This is a genomic window from Streptomyces sp. NPDC102283, from assembly GCF_044766265.1.
In the GTDB taxonomy this organism is placed as follows: Bacteria; Actinomycetota; Actinomycetes; order Streptomycetales; family Streptomycetaceae; genus Streptomyces.
Genome location: NZ_JBIWLQ010000019.1, coordinates 68836 through 85636, shown reverse-complemented (window position 1 = coordinate 85636; position 16801 = coordinate 68836). Strand labels below are relative to the sequence as shown.

At 71.6% G+C, this 16801-nt stretch carries 16 protein-coding genes; 6 read left to right on the top strand and 10 right to left on the bottom strand.

Annotated features, from left to right (window positions below):
• Positions 1-139: 139 nt before the first annotated feature.
• Positions 140-1069, top strand: a complete 930-nt coding sequence (locus ACIRJT_RS30710; RefSeq protein ID WP_403915494.1) for a helix-turn-helix domain-containing protein — start codon at positions 140-142, stop codon at positions 1067-1069.
• Here the strand turns inward: ACIRJT_RS30710 and ACIRJT_RS30705 are convergent.
• From ACIRJT_RS30705 to ACIRJT_RS30690, 4 genes are all read right to left on the bottom strand, one after another.
• The gene (locus ACIRJT_RS30705) at positions 1032-1775 is read right to left on the bottom strand and encodes a class I SAM-dependent methyltransferase (RefSeq protein ID WP_403915492.1); all 744 of its coding nucleotides are present in this window, start codon (positions 1773-1775) and stop codon (positions 1032-1034) included. The genes ACIRJT_RS30710 and ACIRJT_RS30705 overlap by 38 nt on opposite strands.
• A 259-nt stretch (positions 1776-2034) precedes the next feature.
• Positions 2035-2883 carry an NAD(P)H-binding protein gene (locus ACIRJT_RS30700; protein WP_403915489.1) on the bottom strand — a complete coding sequence of 283 codons (849 nt, stop codon included), beginning with the start codon at positions 2881-2883 and terminating at the stop codon, positions 2035-2037.
• Between the two features lie 12 nt (positions 2884-2895).
• On the bottom strand, positions 2896-3840 hold the full coding sequence (locus tag ACIRJT_RS30695; protein WP_403915486.1) for a ScbA/BarX family gamma-butyrolactone biosynthesis protein: 945 nt from the start codon (positions 3838-3840) through the stop codon (positions 2896-2898).
• Positions 3841-4301: 461 nt separating this feature from the next.
• Positions 4302-4913 carry a LysE/ArgO family amino acid transporter gene (locus tag ACIRJT_RS30690; RefSeq protein ID WP_403915483.1) on the bottom strand — a complete coding sequence of 204 codons (612 nt, stop codon included), beginning with the start codon at positions 4911-4913 and terminating at the stop codon, positions 4302-4304.
• 67 nt (positions 4914-4980) lie between these two features.
• On the opposite strand from ACIRJT_RS30690, the gene ACIRJT_RS30685 reads away from it, so the two are divergent.
• From ACIRJT_RS30685 to ACIRJT_RS30670, 4 genes are all read left to right on the top strand, one after another.
• Positions 4981-5904 (top strand): LysR family transcriptional regulator ArgP, encoded by a 924-nt coding sequence (locus ACIRJT_RS30685; protein WP_403915480.1) that lies wholly within the window; start codon positions 4981-4983, stop codon positions 5902-5904.
• A 133-nt stretch (positions 5905-6037) separates the two neighbouring features.
• The gene (locus tag ACIRJT_RS30680; RefSeq protein ID WP_403915477.1) at positions 6038-6712 is read left to right on the top strand and encodes a response regulator transcription factor; all 675 of its coding nucleotides are present in this window, start codon (positions 6038-6040) and stop codon (positions 6710-6712) included.
• Positions 6712-8049: a sensor histidine kinase gene (locus tag ACIRJT_RS30675; protein ID WP_403915474.1), complete on the top strand. Its 1338-nt coding sequence runs from the start codon at positions 6712-6714 to the stop codon at positions 8047-8049. The genes ACIRJT_RS30680 and ACIRJT_RS30675 overlap by 1 nt, the downstream gene beginning before the upstream one ends.
• A gap of 54 nt (positions 8050-8103) precedes the next feature.
• The gene (locus tag ACIRJT_RS30670; RefSeq protein ID WP_403915471.1) at positions 8104-8964 is read left to right on the top strand and encodes an endo alpha-1,4 polygalactosaminidase; all 861 of its coding nucleotides are present in this window, start codon (positions 8104-8106) and stop codon (positions 8962-8964) included.
• Positions 8965-8988: 24 nt separating this feature from the next.
• On the opposite strand, the gene ACIRJT_RS30665 is transcribed toward ACIRJT_RS30670, so the two are convergent.
• Entirely contained in the window at positions 8989-9786 is a 798-nt protein-coding gene (locus tag ACIRJT_RS30665) for a VOC family protein (protein WP_403915468.1), read from the bottom strand.
• A 258-nt stretch (positions 9787-10044) separates the two neighbouring features.
• Between ACIRJT_RS30665 and ACIRJT_RS30660 the strand changes: the two genes are divergently transcribed.
• The gene (locus ACIRJT_RS30660) at positions 10045-10629 is read left to right on the top strand and encodes a DinB family protein (RefSeq protein ID WP_403915465.1); all 585 of its coding nucleotides are present in this window, start codon (positions 10045-10047) and stop codon (positions 10627-10629) included.
• Positions 10630-10655: 26 nt separating this feature from the next.
• Here ACIRJT_RS30660 and ACIRJT_RS30655 read toward each other — a convergent pair whose 3' ends face one another.
• The 5 genes from ACIRJT_RS30655 to ACIRJT_RS30635 form a co-directional block, all read right to left on the bottom strand.
• On the bottom strand, positions 10656-11321 hold the full coding sequence (locus ACIRJT_RS30655; RefSeq protein WP_403915463.1) for a lysophospholipid acyltransferase family protein: 666 nt from the start codon (positions 11319-11321) through the stop codon (positions 10656-10658).
• A 205-nt stretch (positions 11322-11526) separates the two neighbouring features.
• Positions 11527-13128 carry a glycoside hydrolase family 13 protein gene (locus ACIRJT_RS30650; protein WP_403915460.1) on the bottom strand — a complete coding sequence of 534 codons (1602 nt, stop codon included), beginning with the start codon at positions 13126-13128 and terminating at the stop codon, positions 11527-11529.
• A 163-nt stretch (positions 13129-13291) separates the two neighbouring features.
• Positions 13292-14245: a carbohydrate ABC transporter permease gene (locus ACIRJT_RS30645; protein WP_403915457.1), complete on the bottom strand. Its 954-nt coding sequence runs from the start codon at positions 14243-14245 to the stop codon at positions 13292-13294.
• A 17-nt stretch (positions 14246-14262) separates the two neighbouring features.
• A complete protein-coding gene (locus ACIRJT_RS30640) occupies positions 14263-15231 on the bottom strand; it encodes a carbohydrate ABC transporter permease (protein ID WP_403915454.1) in 969 nt (322 codons plus the stop codon).
• 7 nt (positions 15232-15238) lie between these two features.
• The gene (locus tag ACIRJT_RS30635) at positions 15239-16591 is read right to left on the bottom strand and encodes an ABC transporter substrate-binding protein (protein ID WP_403915451.1); all 1353 of its coding nucleotides are present in this window, start codon (positions 16589-16591) and stop codon (positions 15239-15241) included.
• Positions 16592-16801 lie beyond the last annotated feature (210 nt).

Genomic DNA, 16801 nt, shown 5'->3' with positions numbered 1-16801 from the left:
TGCGGTAGGAACGTCTCCCAGCATCACGCCGCGACCAAGATTTACCCAGGTCACCGCTTTGCCTACATCCAGCGTTCCTACTACTGACGGGGACAGGCTCCGGCCCCTGCGACCAGGAATCACAGGAATAATGGAAACCATGGACGATCGACCAGAGGCCGCCGCCCCCGAGCCGCTGGACGGGCGCGCCGAGCTCAGCGAGTTCCTGCGCACCCGGAGGGCCAAGCTCCAGCCGGGTGACGTGGGACTTCCGGAGTTCGGCCGGCACCGCCGGGTGCCCGGTCTGCGCCGGGAGGAGCTGGCGCAGCTGGCCGGGGTGTCCGTGGCGTACTACACGCGTCTGGAGCAGGGCAACGGGCGCAATGTGTCGGCCGAGGTGCTGGACGCGATCGCGCGTGCGCTGCGGCTCACGGACGCCGAGAGCGCGCATCTGACCCACCTGGCCAAGCCCGCCCGGCACAAGAAGAAGCGCCGCCCGGCCAGGGTGCAGCGCGTGCGGAAGGGCGTGCTGTACCTGCTCGACAGCATGGACGGCATCCCCGCGTACGTGACCGGCGCGCGCTCCGACGTGCTGGCCTGGAATCCGACGGCGGCGGCGGTGTTCGGCGACTGGGGCGCGCTGCCGCCGGGTGAACGCAACTGGGCGCGGCTGGTGTTCCTCTCCCCCGCCTACCGGGATCTGTTCGTGAACTGGGACTCCAAGGCCTCGGACATGGTCAGCTATCTGCGGCTGTACGCGGGCTGCCACCCCGACGATCCGGAGCTGTCGGCGCTGGTGGGTGAACTCTCGGTCAAGAGCGACGAGTTCCGGCGGCTGTGGGCCACGCACAACGTCAAGGAGAAGGGCCACGGCATCAAGCTGCTGCGGCATCCGCTCGTCGGGGAGCTGACCCTGTCCTACGAGACGCTGAACCTCCCGGACGACGAGGAGCAGCACCTGGTGACCTACCACGCGGAACCGGGCTCGGAGTCGGCCCAGGCCCTGCGCCTGCTGGCGAGCTGGGGCGCGGACGCGGGCCGGGCCGATGTGATCAGCGAGGCGGGCCGGGGTCCGGCCGGCGAGCGGTGAGGACGAATTCCCGGCCGGGGCGGTCGGGTGCGCCGCGCACGTCGCGTACGACGAATCCCTGTGCGCTCAGGCCGGCCTCGACCTCCTGAAGTTCGCGGAAGCGCAGGGTGGAGTCGGAGGTGAGCACCTGCCCGTCGCCCCGGAACACATAGGTCCAGCGGAACGACACGAGCGGTCCGACGACCTCGGTCACCTCGACCCAGGTCTCGACGGCGCCGACGCCGGGGATCTCGGTGACGCGGTGGGAACTCTCCCGGTTCCACGCCTCCCAGGCGCGCCGGGCCGGATCCCGGGTCTCGAAGACCAGATGCCCGCCGGGCCGCAGAGCGTCGTGGGCGCCGCGCAGTGTCGCCTCCCAGTCGCCCGGGTCGACGATCTCCTGCGCGACGTTGGCCGTCATGGTGACCAGGTCGACCCGCAACGGCGGAAGGGCCGCGGCGTCACCGCGGATCCAGCGGACCCGGTCGCCTCCCGGCTTGGCGCGGGCCACGTCGAGCGAGGCCCGGGCGGGGTCGACCCCGACGACCTCGATCCCCCGGCCCGCCAGCAGCAGGGCGAACACGCCCGTCCCGCAGCCGATGTCCAGCACTCGCCGCGCACCGAACTCCTCGGCGAGGCGGACGTACGCTTCCAGGTCGCCGCGGTCGGGATCGAGCGGGTCGTAGAGAGCAGCAAGCCGGGGATGCACGAAAATCTCGTCAGCCATGCGCCGGAGGGTACTGGGTGCTGTCGTCGGCGCGGCCGCGCGGAGCTGGATCCGCGTACCCGGAGATCGCTACGCGCGAGCCTACCCGCCGGTATTCCTTATCGGGAAACGGATGAAGGCGACAGATACTCCCGTATTTTTTTCCGGTCACGCCTCACCCGCATGCGATAAAGGGTGACCGGAAAGGGAATATGTGGGTCTTCGCGCTTATCCGCGGCCCGCAAGGCGCCTTGGCGTTTCCTTCACCCGCGAAGCGGCCCTATTCCGGCGCGAACGCCGCCGCGTGGTCGGCCGACCAGACCCGGAACGGCCTCGCCGGACGGCCCGTCAGTTCCTGGATCGTGGGCAGGACGGCCGCCTTAGCTCCCCCCCGCTGCCGCTCCGCGCTTTCCAGGAACGCCTCCGCGACGGGCGGCGGATACTTCGCCAGCAGGGCCGTACGCGCGGCGCCCACGTCCAGTTCCTCGAAGCGCAACGACCTCCCCAGCACCCGGGAGAGCTGAGCCGTCTGCTCGCGCGCGGTGATCGCCTCCGGGCCCGACACGGCGTAGGCCTTGCCCTCGTGCCCCGTACCGGTGAGCACGGCGACGGCCACCGAGGCGACGTCGCGCGGGTCGACGCACGCTACGGGAGCGTCGCCGTACAGGGCGCGCACCACCCCCGCCGACCGGATGCCGGGGACCCAGGACAGCGTGTTGGACATGAACGTCCTGGGGCGCACGAACGTCCAGGGGACACCCGAGTCCCTGATCGCCTGTTCGTTCCCCCGCTGAAGCCGGGTGATGAAATCGTCGGCGCCCGGCTCCTCCACCGCCATCATGGACAGCTTGACCAGGTGGCGTACGCCCGCCGCGGCCGCCGCCGCGGCGACCCGCTCGTCGTCGGGCTCCGTGGGGCTGTTCGTCACCAGGAACACCGAGGCGACACCCCGCAGGGCCCGGTCGAGAGCGGCGCGGTCCGCGTACTCACCCTCGACGACCTCGACCCCTTCCCCCCGTACCGTGAGACGCTCGGGACGGCGGGCGAGAATCCGTACCGGGCCGGCCGCGGCCAACTGTCCGGCGACCTCACGGCCCACCACTCCGGTCGCACCCGTCACGAGAATCATCCGAGACACCTCTCAGCCGTCGGCCCGGGGGCCGGACAGAACCGTCGAGAAGACCGTTTCGCCGTCCTGATGGCCTGTCACCTGGACCGTCACCGTATCCTCGTCCGTTTCCGGCAGGACCACCGCCCCGATCCAGCACGGGCTGCCGAACTCGGAGTACCGGTGGAACCGGGTGCGCGCCTCCGCCGGAACGATTCCGGCGGGCCCCGCCGCCAGGTACGCCGCCTGGCGGGCCGCCTCCAGCAGCAGCATGCCCGGGACGTGGTCGTTGGGCCGCTGGAACAGGGTGGGGTGCCGGGTGTCCACGCGCAGTTCCCAGACTCCGTCCTGCCCGGTCTCCGAGAGCACCACGTCCTCGACGCGGGCTCGGCCCGCCAGCACGGCCGGGACCGGCGTGGTCTCCGGTATGGATATCCCCTCGGCAGGGACGTCGCCACGGATCCGCCTGTACGCCTTGGGGGTACTGAACCGGGTCATCCCCATCCCCGTCGCGGCGAGCCGGCCGTCCCGGTGCACCGCCCAGCCGACGCGTCCCTGCGCCGGGAGCCCGCCCCGCCACTTCAGGTCGGAGCAGTACACCTCCACGTCGATCTCGGTGGGTTCGCCCCTCACCGCCAGGTGCTGTTGATGGCAGACGTAGTCCAGTCCCGTCATCAGGAACTGGTAGCCGAGCGGGATCCCGTACCCGGCGTGGAAGGCGAGCATGGCCGCCTGCCGCATCGCCTCCGCGACCAGCAGCGGATCGTGCCGGTCGTCACCCACCGGAGCGAAGAACGGATGGTCGTGCGGAAGAACCGCCCCCACCGAGAACCGGTCGTGCCCCAGGCGTACCCAGTTCCGCGGAAAGGCGTCCTCAGGCCTGATCCGGTGCACCATGTCGATACCTACGGCGTGCACCACCTCGGCCTCCGCGTCCATAGTCGGCACCGGATCGATCAAGACTGCTGCTTCGGGCATAACTCCCCCCAGGGGTCATGTAGTGGCGAGCCGTTCCTGCGATGCGCGTACTGGTAGGACAAGATACAGAATAATCACTTTTTCTCCATGCCTGGGCGGGGCCTCCACACCCTCCCGGCCGTTTCCCGGGCCCTGCGCGGGAATCCGGGTGGCGGCGGCGCGGGCGTCCGGGAAATGCGGCTGCCGGGCCGCGACGAGTACGGGAATTCCCGAAAGCGCCGACTGCGCGAAAGGCGGTATCCGCTTCCTTTTCCCGCGCGCCTATCGACTGCCGGCTCAAGGTGCCGAGCACGAACGGGCACACCCTGTCCAGGGCGAGAACGACGGCCCGTTGCACGCTTCCCATGGCACCGATCCTGTCGAAAGACGGCGATCATGGCATCGTACGCCGGGCGAGCGTCCCGACTCCTGGACGCGTAAAGGGCCCAGGAGGCCCTGGACCCTGGAGGGCGTTCAGACGCTCAGACGTTCAGCGCCAGCTTCGCGCCGAGGCCGATCATCATCACGGCGACCAGCCCGTCCAGCACCCGCCACGCGGAGGGCCGCGCGAGCACTCCGCTCAGCAGCCGTGCGCCGAACCCGAGCGCGGCGAACCAGCACACGCTGGCGAGGATCGCGCCGAGGCCGAAGATCCAGCGCGACGGCCCTCGGTCGGCGGCGACGGACCCGAGCAGGAACACGGTGTCGAGGTACACATGCGGGTTGAGCCAGGTCATCGCCAGGCAGGTCAGCACCACGCCCCGGCGGGAGGCGGCCGGAGCGTCCCCCGCGTGCAGGGCCGAAGGGCGCAGCACACGGCGCGCGGCGAGCAGGCCGTAGCCGATCAGGAACACGCCGCCGAGCAGCCCCACCACCGTCAGCGCCGACGGCCAGGCCACCACGAGAGCGCCGACCCCGGCGACCCCCAGCGCGATGAGCACCGCGTCGGACAGGGCGCAGATACCCACCACCGCGAGGACGCCGTCGCGGCGGACGCCCTGGCGCAGCACCAGGGCGTTCTGCGCTCCGATGGCGACGATGAGCGAGAGGCCGGTGCCGAAGCCGGCGGCCGCGGTGGTCAGTGCGTTCGTCATGCGGCCGACGCTACGGAGCGCGGAAACCTGGTGTCCAGCTAAAGATTCTTACGTAACATTAGCTGTCATGATGTCTGAGCTTCCTCTCGACCAGGTGCGAACCCTGCTGGCCGTGGTCGACGAAGGCACCTTCGACTCGGCGGCGAACGTCCTGCGGCTGACGCCGTCGGCCGTCAGCCAGCGGGTGAAGGCCCTGGAGCAGCGCACGGGCCGAGTGCTGCTGATGCGCACGAAGCCGGTGCGGCCCACCGAGTCCGGTGAGGTGGTGGTGCGCTTCGCCCGCCAGTTGGCCAGGCTGGAGCACGACGCGCAGGCGGCGCTCGGGATGTCCGGGCCGGGCGAGCCGACGCTCCTGGCGATCGCGGTGAACTCCGATTCCCTGTCGACCTGGTTCCTGCCCGCCCTGCGGCGCGTGCCGGAGGAGCTGGGGCTCTGCTACGAGCTGCGCCGGGAGGACCAGGACCATACGGCCACCCTGCTGCGGGAGGGACTGGCGATGGCCGCGGTGACCTCGTCGCCGGAGGCGGTGACGGGCTGCTCGGTGCGCCGGCTGGGCCGGATGCGGTATCTCCCGGTGGCCAGCCCCGGTTTCGCCGACCGGTGGCTGGGGCGGCGGGAAGGCGCCGCGTTGCGTGAGGTGATCGGCGAAGCCCCGGTGATCGGCTTCGACCGGCGCGACGACCTCCAGGACGCCTTCGTGCGTCGGCTCGGTCCCGCCCCCCGGGCGAGCGACCGGCGCCACCTGGTGCCCACCTCGGAGGGGTTCGCGAACGCCGTGGCGTCGGGCATGGGCTGGGGCATGGTGCCCGAGGTCCAGGCGGAGCCGTTGCTGAGCAGCGGCCGGCTGGTGCGGCTCACCCCGGACCACACCGTGGACGTCCCGCTGTACTGGCAGCAGTGGAAACTGGAATCACCCGCGCTGGCGGCCGTCGCCGAGGCGGTGGCGGCGGAGGCCGCCGAAGCTCTCGACAGCGGCGACCGGCCGGACTGACCGCAGCGCCCGCCCGACCTCCTCCGGCTCGTGGAGGCCTCACCGGCCCGACGGGCCGCCTCGATACGGGCGCGCGGGACGCCTTAGGATGGCGGATCTCTCCCCCCGGAAAAGAGTCGGAGGCATCCTCCCCATGCGTGTGCTGCTGGTGGAGGACGACGACGACCTGCGGGACGTGATCGCGTCCGGGCTGCGGGACGGCGGCTTCGCCGTGGACAGCGCGTCGGACTGGCCGGAGGCGGACGTGCTGCTGCACGTGAGCGCGTACGACTGTGTGGTGCTGGACCGGATGGTGCCCTCCGGCGACACCCTCGCGCCGTTGGAGGGCATGCGCCGGGCCGGCTGGTCGGTGCCCGTGCTGTGCCTCACCGCCCTGGACTCCCTGCACGAGCGGCTGCGGGGACTGGAGAGCGGTGCGGACGACTACCTGGCCAAGCCGTTCTCGATGCGCGAGCTCGTCCTGCGCGTCCGGGGCCTGAGCCGGCGGGCGCCGGCCCGGCTCCCCTCCTTCCTGGGTTGTGCGGACGTGGTCATGGACGTGGCGCGGCACGAGGTGCGGCGCGGTGGTGTGCTGCTGTCTCTGAGCCCGAAGGAGTACGCCGTGCTTCAGCAGCTCCTCGTCCACCGGGACGCCGTCGTCACCCGCACCGGGCTGCTGGAGCACTGCTGGGACGAGATGGCCGACCCGGTCTCCAATGTGGTGGACGCCGTCGTCGCGGGACTTCGGCGCAAGCTCGGCTCCCCCGGCCTGGTGCACACCGTGCGCGGTCAGGGATTCCTGCTGTCGGCGGAGCCGGGACCGTCCTGATGGCTGAGCCGACTCGGCCCCGCCGCTCCCCGGCCCGGAGGCGGCTGCACCGGCTGCGGCTGCGGCTGACCGCCGCGTACACCCTGATCACCGTCGTCGGGCTGGCCTGCCTGTCCTGGCTGGTGATCCGTACCGACGACCGGGCGCGCCTGGACGCCGAGTACGACGAGATGCGCCGCCGGGCCTCCGTCGCGGCCTCGCTCGTCTACTACGAGGACGGCCGGATCCGGCTGGACGGGCTCGCGGACGACGAGGCGACCTCGGGAACCCCGCAGGTCCTGGTGCTGGAGGGGCGGCCCGGCGGTGATCCGGTCACCGTTTTCCGGGGCCGCACCGCGCAGTTCGCCGTGCGGGACACGGCGATCTTGGCGGTGACCCGTTCGGCGATGGGCGAGGAGGGGCCGGTGCGGGCCGAGGCGCGCGACCGCACGGGAGAGCCCGTGCGTCTGCTGGCCGTGCCCTTCTACCACGACGCCACCGACGAGGTGGCGGGCGCGGCCGTCGCGGTCGGCGATCCCGGGCGCGGGGCGGCCGAGCACCGCAGCCTGGTCCTCTCCCTCGTCGTCGGGGCCGGTGCGCTGACGGCCTTGGCCGCGCTGACCGGGCATGTGCTCTCCGGGCGGAGCATGCGGCCGGCCTGGGAGGCTCTGGAGCAGCAGGAGCGGCTGCTGGCCGACGCGGCACACGAGTTGCGTACCCCGGTCGCGGTGATGCGCGGATCGGTGGAGGTGGCCGCCGGTGCTCCGGGCGGACTGGAGGCGCATCTGCCCCGGATCCGGAGGGCGGCGGACCGGATGGCCGATGTCGTGGAGAACCTGCTGACCCGGGGGCGGTTGGAGGCCGCCGTGGACGTCGTACGGGCGGAGCCGCTGCGTCTGGACCAGCTCGTCGAGGAGGTGTGCGCGGACGTGGCGGAGGGCGGGCACGGCGTGGAGTCGCGTCTGGAGGAGTCGGTGGTCCACGCGGACGCCGCGCTGGTGCGGGTCGCGGTGCGCAATCTGCTGGACAACGCCGTGCGGCACGGTCGGGATCCCGGCGCGCCGGAGCGGGCCGGGCTGCTGGTGACCGTACGCGGTCCGGAGGTGTGGGTCGCCGACCGCGGCCCGGGAGTGGATCCGGCGCGGCTGCCGGAGCTGACGGAGCGGTTCAGCTCGCCGGGCGGGGGAACGGGCATCGGCCTCTCGCTGGTACGGCGGATCGCGCAGGCCCACCGGGGGTCGCTCACCGTCCGGGCCCGGACCGGCGGCGGCGCGGAATTCGTCCTGCGGCTCGCGCCCGACCGGGCGCGGCGGGGCCGGCGGCGCGGCACCGGGCGGACGCTCACGATTCGCTCATGATCGGCCGTCCATGATGGCGGGGCAGGTTCCGAAGTCCACGCACGGGAGTCACGTATGTCCCAGCACGCCGTCCGTCCGTTCCTCCGCCGCCGAAGCACGCTCGCCGCTCTGGCCGGCGGCGTCGCGGTCGCGACGGGAGCGGGACTGCTCCTGTCCCACGCCTTCGCCTCGGGGTCCGCGGACGAGGCCGCGCCCGAGGTCGTGCCGCCCAGGGCCGATGTGGTCTTCGACTACCAGATCGGCGGCGCGTACACCCCGCCCGCCGGGGTCGGCGCGGTCTCCCGCGACCGTGACGACGAGCCGGCCGAGGGCCTGTACAACGTCTGTTACGTCAACGCCTTCCAGACCCAGCCCGACGCGCTCGGCTGGTGGGAGAAGAACAACCCCGACCTGTTGCTCCGCGACGGCGACGGCGGCCCGGTCAAGGACGAGGAGTGGGACGAGGCGCTGCTCGACACCTCGACGGCGGACAAGCGCACCCGGCTGGCGGACATCGTCGGGGCCTGGGTCGACGGCTGCGCGGAGTCGGGATTCCAGGCGGTGGAGCCGGACAACCTCGACTCCTACGAGCGTTCCGAGGGCCTGCTGACCCGGGCGCACAACGCGGCCTTCGCGAAGCTCCTGGCCGACCGGGCGCATACCGCGGGGCTGGCGATCGGCCAGAAGAACACCACCGATCTGCTGGAGCGGCGGGAGGCGATCGGGTTCGACTTCGCCGTCGCCGAGGAGTGCGGCCGGTACGACGAGTGCGCCGACTACGCCTCCGCGTACGGCGACAGGGTGTTCGTCGTCGAGTACACCGACCGCGACTTCGCGAAGGCGTGCTCGTCCGTGGGGGCGAAGGTCTCGGTGGTGCGCCGGGACCTCGACGTCCGGCCGGCCGGGCAGCCGGGGTACGTGTTCCGCACCTGCTGACGGGCCCCGGGGCGCAGTCGGGGTTCAGGGGGCGTCCGGCGGGTGGGCGCAGACGGTGAAGATCCCGCCGTCGGGGTCCCTGATCACCGCTTCGGTTCCGTCGGCCGGTGAGTCCACCGGCGGGCCGGCCGTGCCACCCGCCGCGCGGGCCGCCCCGGTGGCCGCTTCCAGGTCCGCGACCGGGAAACGGACGTGCCAGCGCGGCCGCAGCCGAGGATCGGGGGACGTCGCGTCGCCGCCCCCGCGCAGGGTGGCCACGGTGCGACCGCCCTGTCGTACGACGACCGCGTCCTGCTGGTACGCGTAGCCGACCTCGCAGCCGCCGGGTTCCTGAGAGGCCCAGCCGAACACCTCGGAGTAGAAGATCGCGCAGTCGAAGGCGTGGCTCGTCCGCAGTTCGAGAGAGGCGGGCGGGTGGTCGCGGCCGAACGACCAGGGAGGGGTCCGGCCTTCCCAGAAGCCGAAGGCGGCCCCTTCGCGGTCGGCTGCCACGGCTCCCCTCCCGGGGCCCAGCCGGATCGGGCCGACGGCGATGGTGCCACCCCGTTCGCGGATCCGGGCCGCCGTGGCGTCGACGTCATCGACGGCGAAGTACGGGGTCCAGGAGACGACCGTGGGCAGGCCCGGGGCGATCCGCCCGATCCCGGCGACCGGCAGGGCGTCGACGTGGGCGACGGTGAAGCCCTCGCCCAGGGTGCCGGAGCGGAAGGTCCACCCGAGGACGGTCCCGTAGAAGTCCTGGGTCGCCCGCAGGTCCCGGGTCATGAGACTGACCCAGCACGGAACGCCGTGCACCGGGGTGCTCTGCTCTGCGGCGGTCATCGGGATCCGTCTCCTCGTCCCCGGTGGCGAGCCGCCGGACGCGGACGCCGGTCCGGCGGGTGGGCCTGCTCGGTCACCGGCCGTCGCAGGCCGGTGCGCTCCGCGGCGTCCGACGTCCTCCGGAGCTGCACGCCTCCATACCTACGCCGCCGGGGTCACGCCCGCCACCCGGGCCGCGTCCCGGAACGGCGCGGAGCGCACGGCCCGGCCGCCTCCGGACGGGTGAGCCGTGTCAGTGCCCGGTGGCAGACTGCCCGCATGACCGTCTCGCAGCCGAAGGCTGACCTCCAGCACTATCTGCAGTCCGCTCGTGACGCCCTGCTCTGGAAGCTCGAAGGGCTCTCCGAGTACGACCTCCGCCGCCCTCTGACGCCGACCGGAACCAATCTCCTCGGGCTCGTCAAGCACGCCGCGGGGGTGGAGCTGGGCTACTTCGGCGAGACGTTCCGGCGGCCGTTCGGCGAGACGCCTCCCGCCTACGCGGACGACGCCGAGGCGAACCAGGACATGTGGGCGACCGCCGACGAGTCGCGCGAGGACGTCCTCGCCCTCTACCGCCGGGTCGCGGAGCACGCGGACGCCACGATCGCCGAGCTGCCGCTCGACGCGGTCGGGCACGTCCGGTGGTGGCCCGACGGGCGGAACCGGGTGACGCTGCACCAGATCCTCGTCCATGTGATCGCCGACCTCCAGCGGCATGCCGGCCACGCCGACATCGTCCGGGAGCTCGTCGACGGGACGGTGGGGCTGCGGTCCGGCACCGACAACATGCCGCCGGGCGACCGCGCCTGGTGGGAGGAGTACCGGCAGCGCCTGGAGCGGGTGGCGCGGGAGGCCGGGTAGCCGCTCCCCCCGATCACGTCGCCCGTTCAGCGACGCGCCAGTGCCGCGGGTTCGCCGAGGTGGTGCGCGGCGGTGCGCCAGGCGGCGGTGACGGCTTCGCGGGCCGTGGCGGTCGCCTCCTCGACCTCCGGCGGGAGATGGAGCGGGGCGCCGACGTGGACGTGGAGCCGGGGGCGGCGGGCCGGAGCGGTGAGGAGCCCGGAGATCTGCTTGACGCAACGGCCCGAGGTCACCCGGCGTGCTCCCGCCTGGCCGAGCGGCACGACGGGCGCGCCGGAGGCGTGCGCGAGGCGGGCGAGGCCGCTGCGGAAACTCTCCGGCGGAGCCTCCGCCGCATCCGTGCGGCAGGGCAGCCGCCCTTCGCCGTAGATGAGCAGTTGACGGCCGCCCCTGAGCGCCTCGGCCGCCGCGTCGAGGGCGGCCGCGGCCCGGTCGGTGTTCCGGTGCACGGGCACGTGGTCGCCGCGTTCCAGGAGACGGCCGAGGACCGGTATGCGCCACAGCCCCGCGGTGGCCATGACGACGGGTTCGACGCCGAGGCGCAGCAGTGCGGCGAGGACGATGCCCGGGTCGGCCAGGGAGGTGTGGTTGGCGACGATGATGCTGCCGGCGGCCGGGGCCGTGGCGTGGTCGGACGTGACCGTGAGGCGTCCGAGCGAGGGGACGACGGTGGCGGCGATACGGCTGAGCACGGTTCTCCCGGGGTTCGGCGGGCGAGGCCGTCCTGGTGACGGCGGTGCGGGGTCCGCCGTTCCCGGCTTCGCCCGCCACACCCTCATCGTCGTGGCGACCGGGGCGTGGGGCCTGAGTGCGGGTACTCAGGCTCCCTGGTCGCTCGCCCCCGCTTTCGCGGCCCTCCCGGTGTGCCGGGACGCCCGAGCCGTGTGCCGTGCCGGTTCAGAGGGCCAGCCACACCGCCGTGTCCCGGGGCAGCCTGCCTTCGGCGTCCAGGGGGCCGCTGGTGAGCAGGACCTCGGTGTGGGCGGGGAGGCCGGCGGGGCTCGCGGCGACGTTGACGGCGCAGACGAGGCCCTCGCCGCGGGCGAACATCAGGAGGCCGGGTTCGTCGCTCAGCCAGCGCAGTGGTCCGGTGTGCAGCGCGGTCAGGGTGCGCCGCTGCCGCAGGGCCTCGCGGTAGAGGGCCAGCATGGAGTGGGGGTCCCGCGCCTGGAGGTCGGCCGCGCGGGCCGGCCAGTCGGCGGGGAGCGGGAGCCAGGGTTCGACGGTGGAGCCGAATCCGGCGAACGGTTCGCCGGCCGCCCAGGGCAGCGGGGTGCGGCAGCCGTCGCGGCCGGGCGCCCGGCCCTGGGAGCGGAAGTACATGGGGTCCTGGATGCGGTCCAGGGGTACGTCGGCCTCGGGCAGACCCAGTTCCTCCCCCTGGTAGAGGTAGACCGAGCCGGGCAGGGCGAGCGAGAGGAGGGCGGCGGCGCGGGCGCGCCGGGTGCCGAGCTCCAGGTCGCTGGGGACGCCGAACGCCTTGGCCGTGAAGGCGAAGCCGGTGTCCTCGCGGCCGTAGCGGGTGACGGTGCGGGTGACGTCGTGGTTGCAGAGGACCCAGGTGGCGGGGGCGCCGACGGGGGCGTGTTCCGCGAGGGTCTCGTCGATGGCGTGGCGCAGCAGGGCGCCGTCCCAGGGGCAGCTGAGGAAGGTGAAGTTGAAGGCGGTGTGCAGTTCGTCGGGGCGGAGGTAGCGGGCGAAGCGCTCCGAGTCGGGCAGCCACACCTCGCCGACGAAGATGCCGCCGAACGCGTCGGCGATGGCCCGCCAGCCCCGGTAGATGTCGTGCAGCTCGTCCCGGTCGATGTACGGGTGGGGCCCCTGGTGCCCGTCGAGGTCCGGGAGCGCCGGATCCTTGGCGACGAGGGCGGCGGAGTCGATGCGCACCCCGGCGACGCCGCGTTCGAACCAGAAGCGCAGGACGTCCTCGTGCTCCTGGCGTACGGCCGGGTGCGCCCAGTTGAGGTCGGGCTGTTCGGTGGCGAAGAGGTGGAGGTACCACTCGCCGTCCTCGACACGGGTCCAGGGCACCCCGCCGAACTCGCTCTCCCAGTCGTTGGGGGGCAGTTCGCCGTGTTCGCCGCGGCCAGGCCGGAAGTGGAAGAGTTCGCGCTCCGCGCTGCCGGGGCCCGCCGCCAGGGCGGCCCTGAACCAGACGTGCTGGTCGGAGACATGGTTGGGAACGATGTCGATGATGGTCCGGATCCCCGCCTCGCGGGCTTCGGCGATGAGCTTCTCGGCTTCCGCGAGGTCGCCGAAGGAGGGGTCGATGGCCCGGTAGTCGGCCACGTCGTACCCGCCGTCCGCCATCGGGGACAGATACCAGGGGGTGAACCACAGGGCGTCCACGCCGAGTTCGGCCAGGTAGGGCAGCCGGGACCGCACGCCCGTCAGATCGCCGGTACCGTCGCCGTCGCCGTCGGCGAAGCTGCGGACGTAGACCTGGTAAATGACGGCCGAGCGCCACCAGTCGTCGGCGGCAAGCTGGCTGCCTTCCATAAGGCGGGTTCCTTTCGGGCGGGGCACGGTCGCCGGCGAGGTGTGGGCCGGTCCGCGCAACAGAGGGCGGGAGGTTCTGACGCCGCCGCCCCGGAGCGGGGCGGGAAGGCCGGGGGCGGCGGCGGGTCCGGGCGGGCGGCACGGGTGGTGCCGTCCGGCGTGGTCAGCCTTTTGTGCTGCCGGCGCTGATTCCGGCGATGATGTGCCGCTGGAAGACCAGGAACATGAGGACCATCGGGATGCTCGCCATGACCATGGCCCCGATCAGCACGGTCAGCGGGACGTTCTGCGAGAGCTGCACCAGCGCCACGCTGATCGGCTGCTTGTCGGTGTCGGAGAAGACCATCAGCGGCCAGAGGAAGTCCTGCCACACGGCGACCAGCGCGAAGATCGACACGACGCCGAGGACGGGTCGCGACAGGGGCAGGACGATGGACCACAGGGTGCGCAGCCTGCCCGCCCCGTCGATCTCCGCGGCTTCCAGCACATCGCGCGGGATCTGGTCGAAGAACCGTTTGAGCAGGTAGAGGTTGAAGGCGTTCGCGACGGCCGGCAGCCAGATGGCCAGGGGGTCGTTCAGCAGGTTGACGTGGATCAGCGGCATGTCCGCGATGGTGAGGTACTTCGGGACGACGAGGGCCTGCACGGGGACCATGAGGGTGGCGAGGATGCCGCCGAGGATGATGTTGCCGAAGGCGGGCTTGAGTTTGGACAGGGCGTAGGCGGCGGCGGTGCAGAAGACGATCTGGAGCACCCAGGCGCCGGTCGCCTGGACGACCGTGTTCCACAGGTGGGTCGGCAGCCGCATCAGGTCCCACGCGTCGGTGTAGCCGCTCACCCGCCACTGCTCGGGGACGAGGGTGGGTGGGGTGCGCACCACCTCCTCGGGCGGTTTCATCGCGCCCGTGACCATCCAGTACACGGGGAAGAGGAACGCGAACGCGAAGAGCAGGACGACGAGGGTGAACACCGACCAGTAGGCGACCTTGCCGCGGCGTCCGGCGAGTGCGAGCGGCGAGATGACGGTACGCACCGACCGCTCGGCCGGGGCGTCGCCGGACTTGCCGGCGCGGACGGTGGGCGGTTTCTGTACCGGGGGCGGAGCTGTCTGTGTCATGGCGGGCGACGCTCCTCTCAGTCGGTGCGGGTGAGTCGCAGATACAGGGCGGAGAAGGCGCTGAGCACCAGCAGGAGCATCACGCTGAGGGCGGACGCGCCGCCGAAGTCGTTGTAGAGGAAGGCGTACTTGTAGATCAGGTAGAGCACGGTGACGGTGGAGTTCTCCGGGCCACCGCCGGTGATGACGAACGGTTCGGTGAACACCTGCATCGTCGCGATGACCTGGAGGAGCATCAGCATCAGGATGATGAAGCGGGTCTGCGGGATCGTGACGTGCCGGACCCGCTGCCAGACGGACGCGCCGTCCAGCTCGGCGGCCTCGTACAGCTCGCCGGGAATGCCCTGGAGGGCGGCGAGGTAGATGAGGACGGTGCCGCCCATGTTGGCCCAGGTGGCGACGATGACGAGCGAGACGAGCGCGGTGTCGGCGCCGTTGGTCCAGTTGGACGTCGGCAGGTGGAGGAAGCCGAGCACCTCGTTGGCCAGGCCCGCGCCCGGATCGTAGAACCACTTCCACAGCAGGGCGCTGACCACCGGCGGGATCATCACGGGGAGGTAGACGACGACCCGGAAGAAGGCCTTGGCGTGCCGCAGTTCGTTGAGGACGAGTGCCATGACGAACGGGATGGCGAACCCGATGACCAGGGCCAGCACGGTGAAGGTGAGGGTGTTGCGCCAGGCGGCGGCGAACTCCGGGTCCTGGAAGACGCGGGAGAAGTTCGCGGTGCCGACCCACTCGGGGTCGGAGCCGGGGGTGTACTTCTGGAACGCGATGATCACCGACCGGACGGCCGGGTACCAGGAGAACAGGATGAAGCAGAGCAGGCCGCCGATCAGGAACCCGTAGGCGGTGGCCTGGTCGGCGATCTTCCTGCGCAGCGGGCCGAGGGGCCCGCGGCCCGCCGTGCTCGCGTCCCCCACAGGAGGCGTCGTGACGGCGGACCGCGGCCTCGCGGGCACTGCGGGTCGGAACGTGGTCTTCATGGCTCGCTCAGCCCCGGGCCAGGATTCCGTCGATCTTGGACTGGGCGTCCTTCAGCAGGGCGTCGATGTCGGCGTCCTTCTTCGTCAGGACCGCCGAGACGGCGCCGTCGAGGACCGCGTAGATCTGCTGGCCGTGCTTGGGCTCCAGCTTCATGTCGAGCTGCTGGCCGCCGTCGATGAAGGCCCGGTAGTTCTCGACCGGGACGTTGGCGGACGCCTTCTTCAGTTCCTGGTCCTCGGCGTCGGTGGCGCCGGTGAACAGGCGCGGCTCGGGCAGGCCGACCGGGGACTTGTCCCCGGCGGCGCGGGCGTAGTTGTTCATGTAGCCCTGGCCCGGGGTGAGGAAGGTCCACTCCAGCCACTTGAGGCCGGCCTTGATCTGCTCCGGGGTGGCCTTCTTGTTGAACATGTAGCCGTCGCCGCCCATGAGGGTGCCCTTGCCGCCGGGCATCGGGGCGAAGGCGAGGTCCTCGTACTTGCCGCCGGCCTCCTTGACGATGCGCGGGACGTTGTCGGGGGCGGCCAGGTACATGCCGAGCTTGCCGGAGCCCATCATCTGGAGGGTGTCGTTGATGATGAGGAGCTGCTTGGCACCCATGGAGTCGTCGCGCCAGCGCATGTTCTTGAGGTTCTGCAGGACGGCCTTGCCCTCGGGGGTGTCGACCGTGGCCTTCTTGCCGTCCTCGCTGACGACCGCGCCGCCCTGGGAGTAGATCGAGGCGGTGAAGTGCCAGCCGCCCTGGTTCTGGGCGCTGTACTCGGCGAAGCCGACGGTGCCGTCACCGAGCGCGGCGATCTTCTTGGCCGCCGCCTGGACCTCTTCCCAGGTGGCCGGCGGCTTGTCCGGGTCGAGTCCGGCCTTGGTGAAGAGCGGCTTGCTGTAGAGCAGGCCCATGGAGTAGTTGGTGCGCGGGATGCCGTAGATCTTGCCGTCGACGGTGTAGGCGTCGCGCAGGGGCTGGGCTATGTCCTTGTACGCCTTGAGGTCCTTGACGTACTCGGTGATGTCGGCGGCCTGGTTGATCGAGACGACGCGCTCGGTGTCGGTGAAGTAGGTGTAGAAGACATCCTCCATCTGACCGCCGGCCAGCTTCGCGTCGAAGGTCTTGGGGTCCTGGCACGGGAAGGCGTCGTGCGCGGTGACGTCGATGTCGGGGTTCTGCTTCTCGAACGTCTTGACGTCCTCGTCGAACCGCTTGTGGTCGATCTTCGCACTCGGCTGGGGCCAGCAGTTGACCGTGATGCCCGTCCTGCCGTCCGCGGCGCTGTCGCCCTCGGAGTTGCAGGCTGCCAGGCCGGTGATGGTCAGCGCGGTGGCGACGGCGGTGACGCAGGTACGACGAAGAACAGAACTTCTCATCGGTGGACCCCTCTAGGGCAGGAGTGCGGGAAGCCCACAGCCCCGAGCTGTGCGGCGAGCCACACTCAACCACCGCCGACGAATGTCCGCAAGATGTCACGTTGATTTCGTAAATCTTTGACAGCTCTCGCTCGGCACAGGCCTCGGCGGCTGACGAAACCGTGGAGAAACGTGCTGCCGGAACCTCGTACGGGATGTCGCCCGAGGGCC

What these genes read in the sequence shown, in the direction of transcription:
- ACIRJT_RS30680 (WP_403915477.1), top strand. Translation starts at nt 6,038, where the DNA reads ATGCGTGTGCTGCTGGTGGAGGACGACGACGACCTGCGGGACGTGATC.
- ACIRJT_RS30660 (WP_403915465.1), top strand. Translation starts at nt 10,045, where the DNA reads ATGACCGTCTCGCAGCCGAAGGCTGACCTCCAGCACTATCTGCAGTCC.
- ACIRJT_RS30635 (WP_403915451.1), bottom strand. Translation starts at nt 16,591, where the DNA reads ATGAGAAGTTCTGTTCTTCGTCGTACCTGCGTCACCGCCGTCGCCACC.
- ACIRJT_RS30710 (WP_403915494.1), top strand. Translation starts at nt 140, where the DNA reads ATGGACGATCGACCAGAGGCCGCCGCCCCCGAGCCGCTGGACGGGCGC.
- ACIRJT_RS30675 (WP_403915474.1), top strand. Translation starts at nt 6,712, where the DNA reads ATGGCTGAGCCGACTCGGCCCCGCCGCTCCCCGGCCCGGAGGCGGCTG.
- ACIRJT_RS30670 (WP_403915471.1), top strand. Translation starts at nt 8,104, where the DNA reads ATGTCCCAGCACGCCGTCCGTCCGTTCCTCCGCCGCCGAAGCACGCTC.
- ACIRJT_RS30695 (WP_403915486.1), bottom strand. Translation starts at nt 3,840, where the DNA reads ATGCCCGAAGCAGCAGTCTTGATCGATCCGGTGCCGACTATGGACGCG.
- ACIRJT_RS30690 (WP_403915483.1), bottom strand. Translation starts at nt 4,913, where the DNA reads ATGACGAACGCACTGACCACCGCGGCCGCCGGCTTCGGCACCGGCCTC.
- ACIRJT_RS30685 (WP_403915480.1), top strand. Translation starts at nt 4,981, where the DNA reads ATGATGTCTGAGCTTCCTCTCGACCAGGTGCGAACCCTGCTGGCCGTG.
- ACIRJT_RS30665 (WP_403915468.1), bottom strand. Translation starts at nt 9,786, where the DNA reads ATGACCGCCGCAGAGCAGAGCACCCCGGTGCACGGCGTTCCGTGCTGG.
- ACIRJT_RS30705 (WP_403915492.1), bottom strand. Translation starts at nt 1,775, where the DNA reads ATGGCTGACGAGATTTTCGTGCATCCCCGGCTTGCTGCTCTCTACGAC.
- ACIRJT_RS30700 (WP_403915489.1), bottom strand. Translation starts at nt 2,883, where the DNA reads ATGATTCTCGTGACGGGTGCGACCGGAGTGGTGGGCCGTGAGGTCGCC.
- ACIRJT_RS30645 (WP_403915457.1), bottom strand. Translation starts at nt 14,245, where the DNA reads ATGACACAGACAGCTCCGCCCCCGGTACAGAAACCGCCCACCGTCCGC.
- ACIRJT_RS30640 (WP_403915454.1), bottom strand. Translation starts at nt 15,231, where the DNA reads ATGAAGACCACGTTCCGACCCGCAGTGCCCGCGAGGCCGCGGTCCGCC.
- ACIRJT_RS30650 (WP_403915460.1), bottom strand. Translation starts at nt 13,128, where the DNA reads ATGGAAGGCAGCCAGCTTGCCGCCGACGACTGGTGGCGCTCGGCCGTC.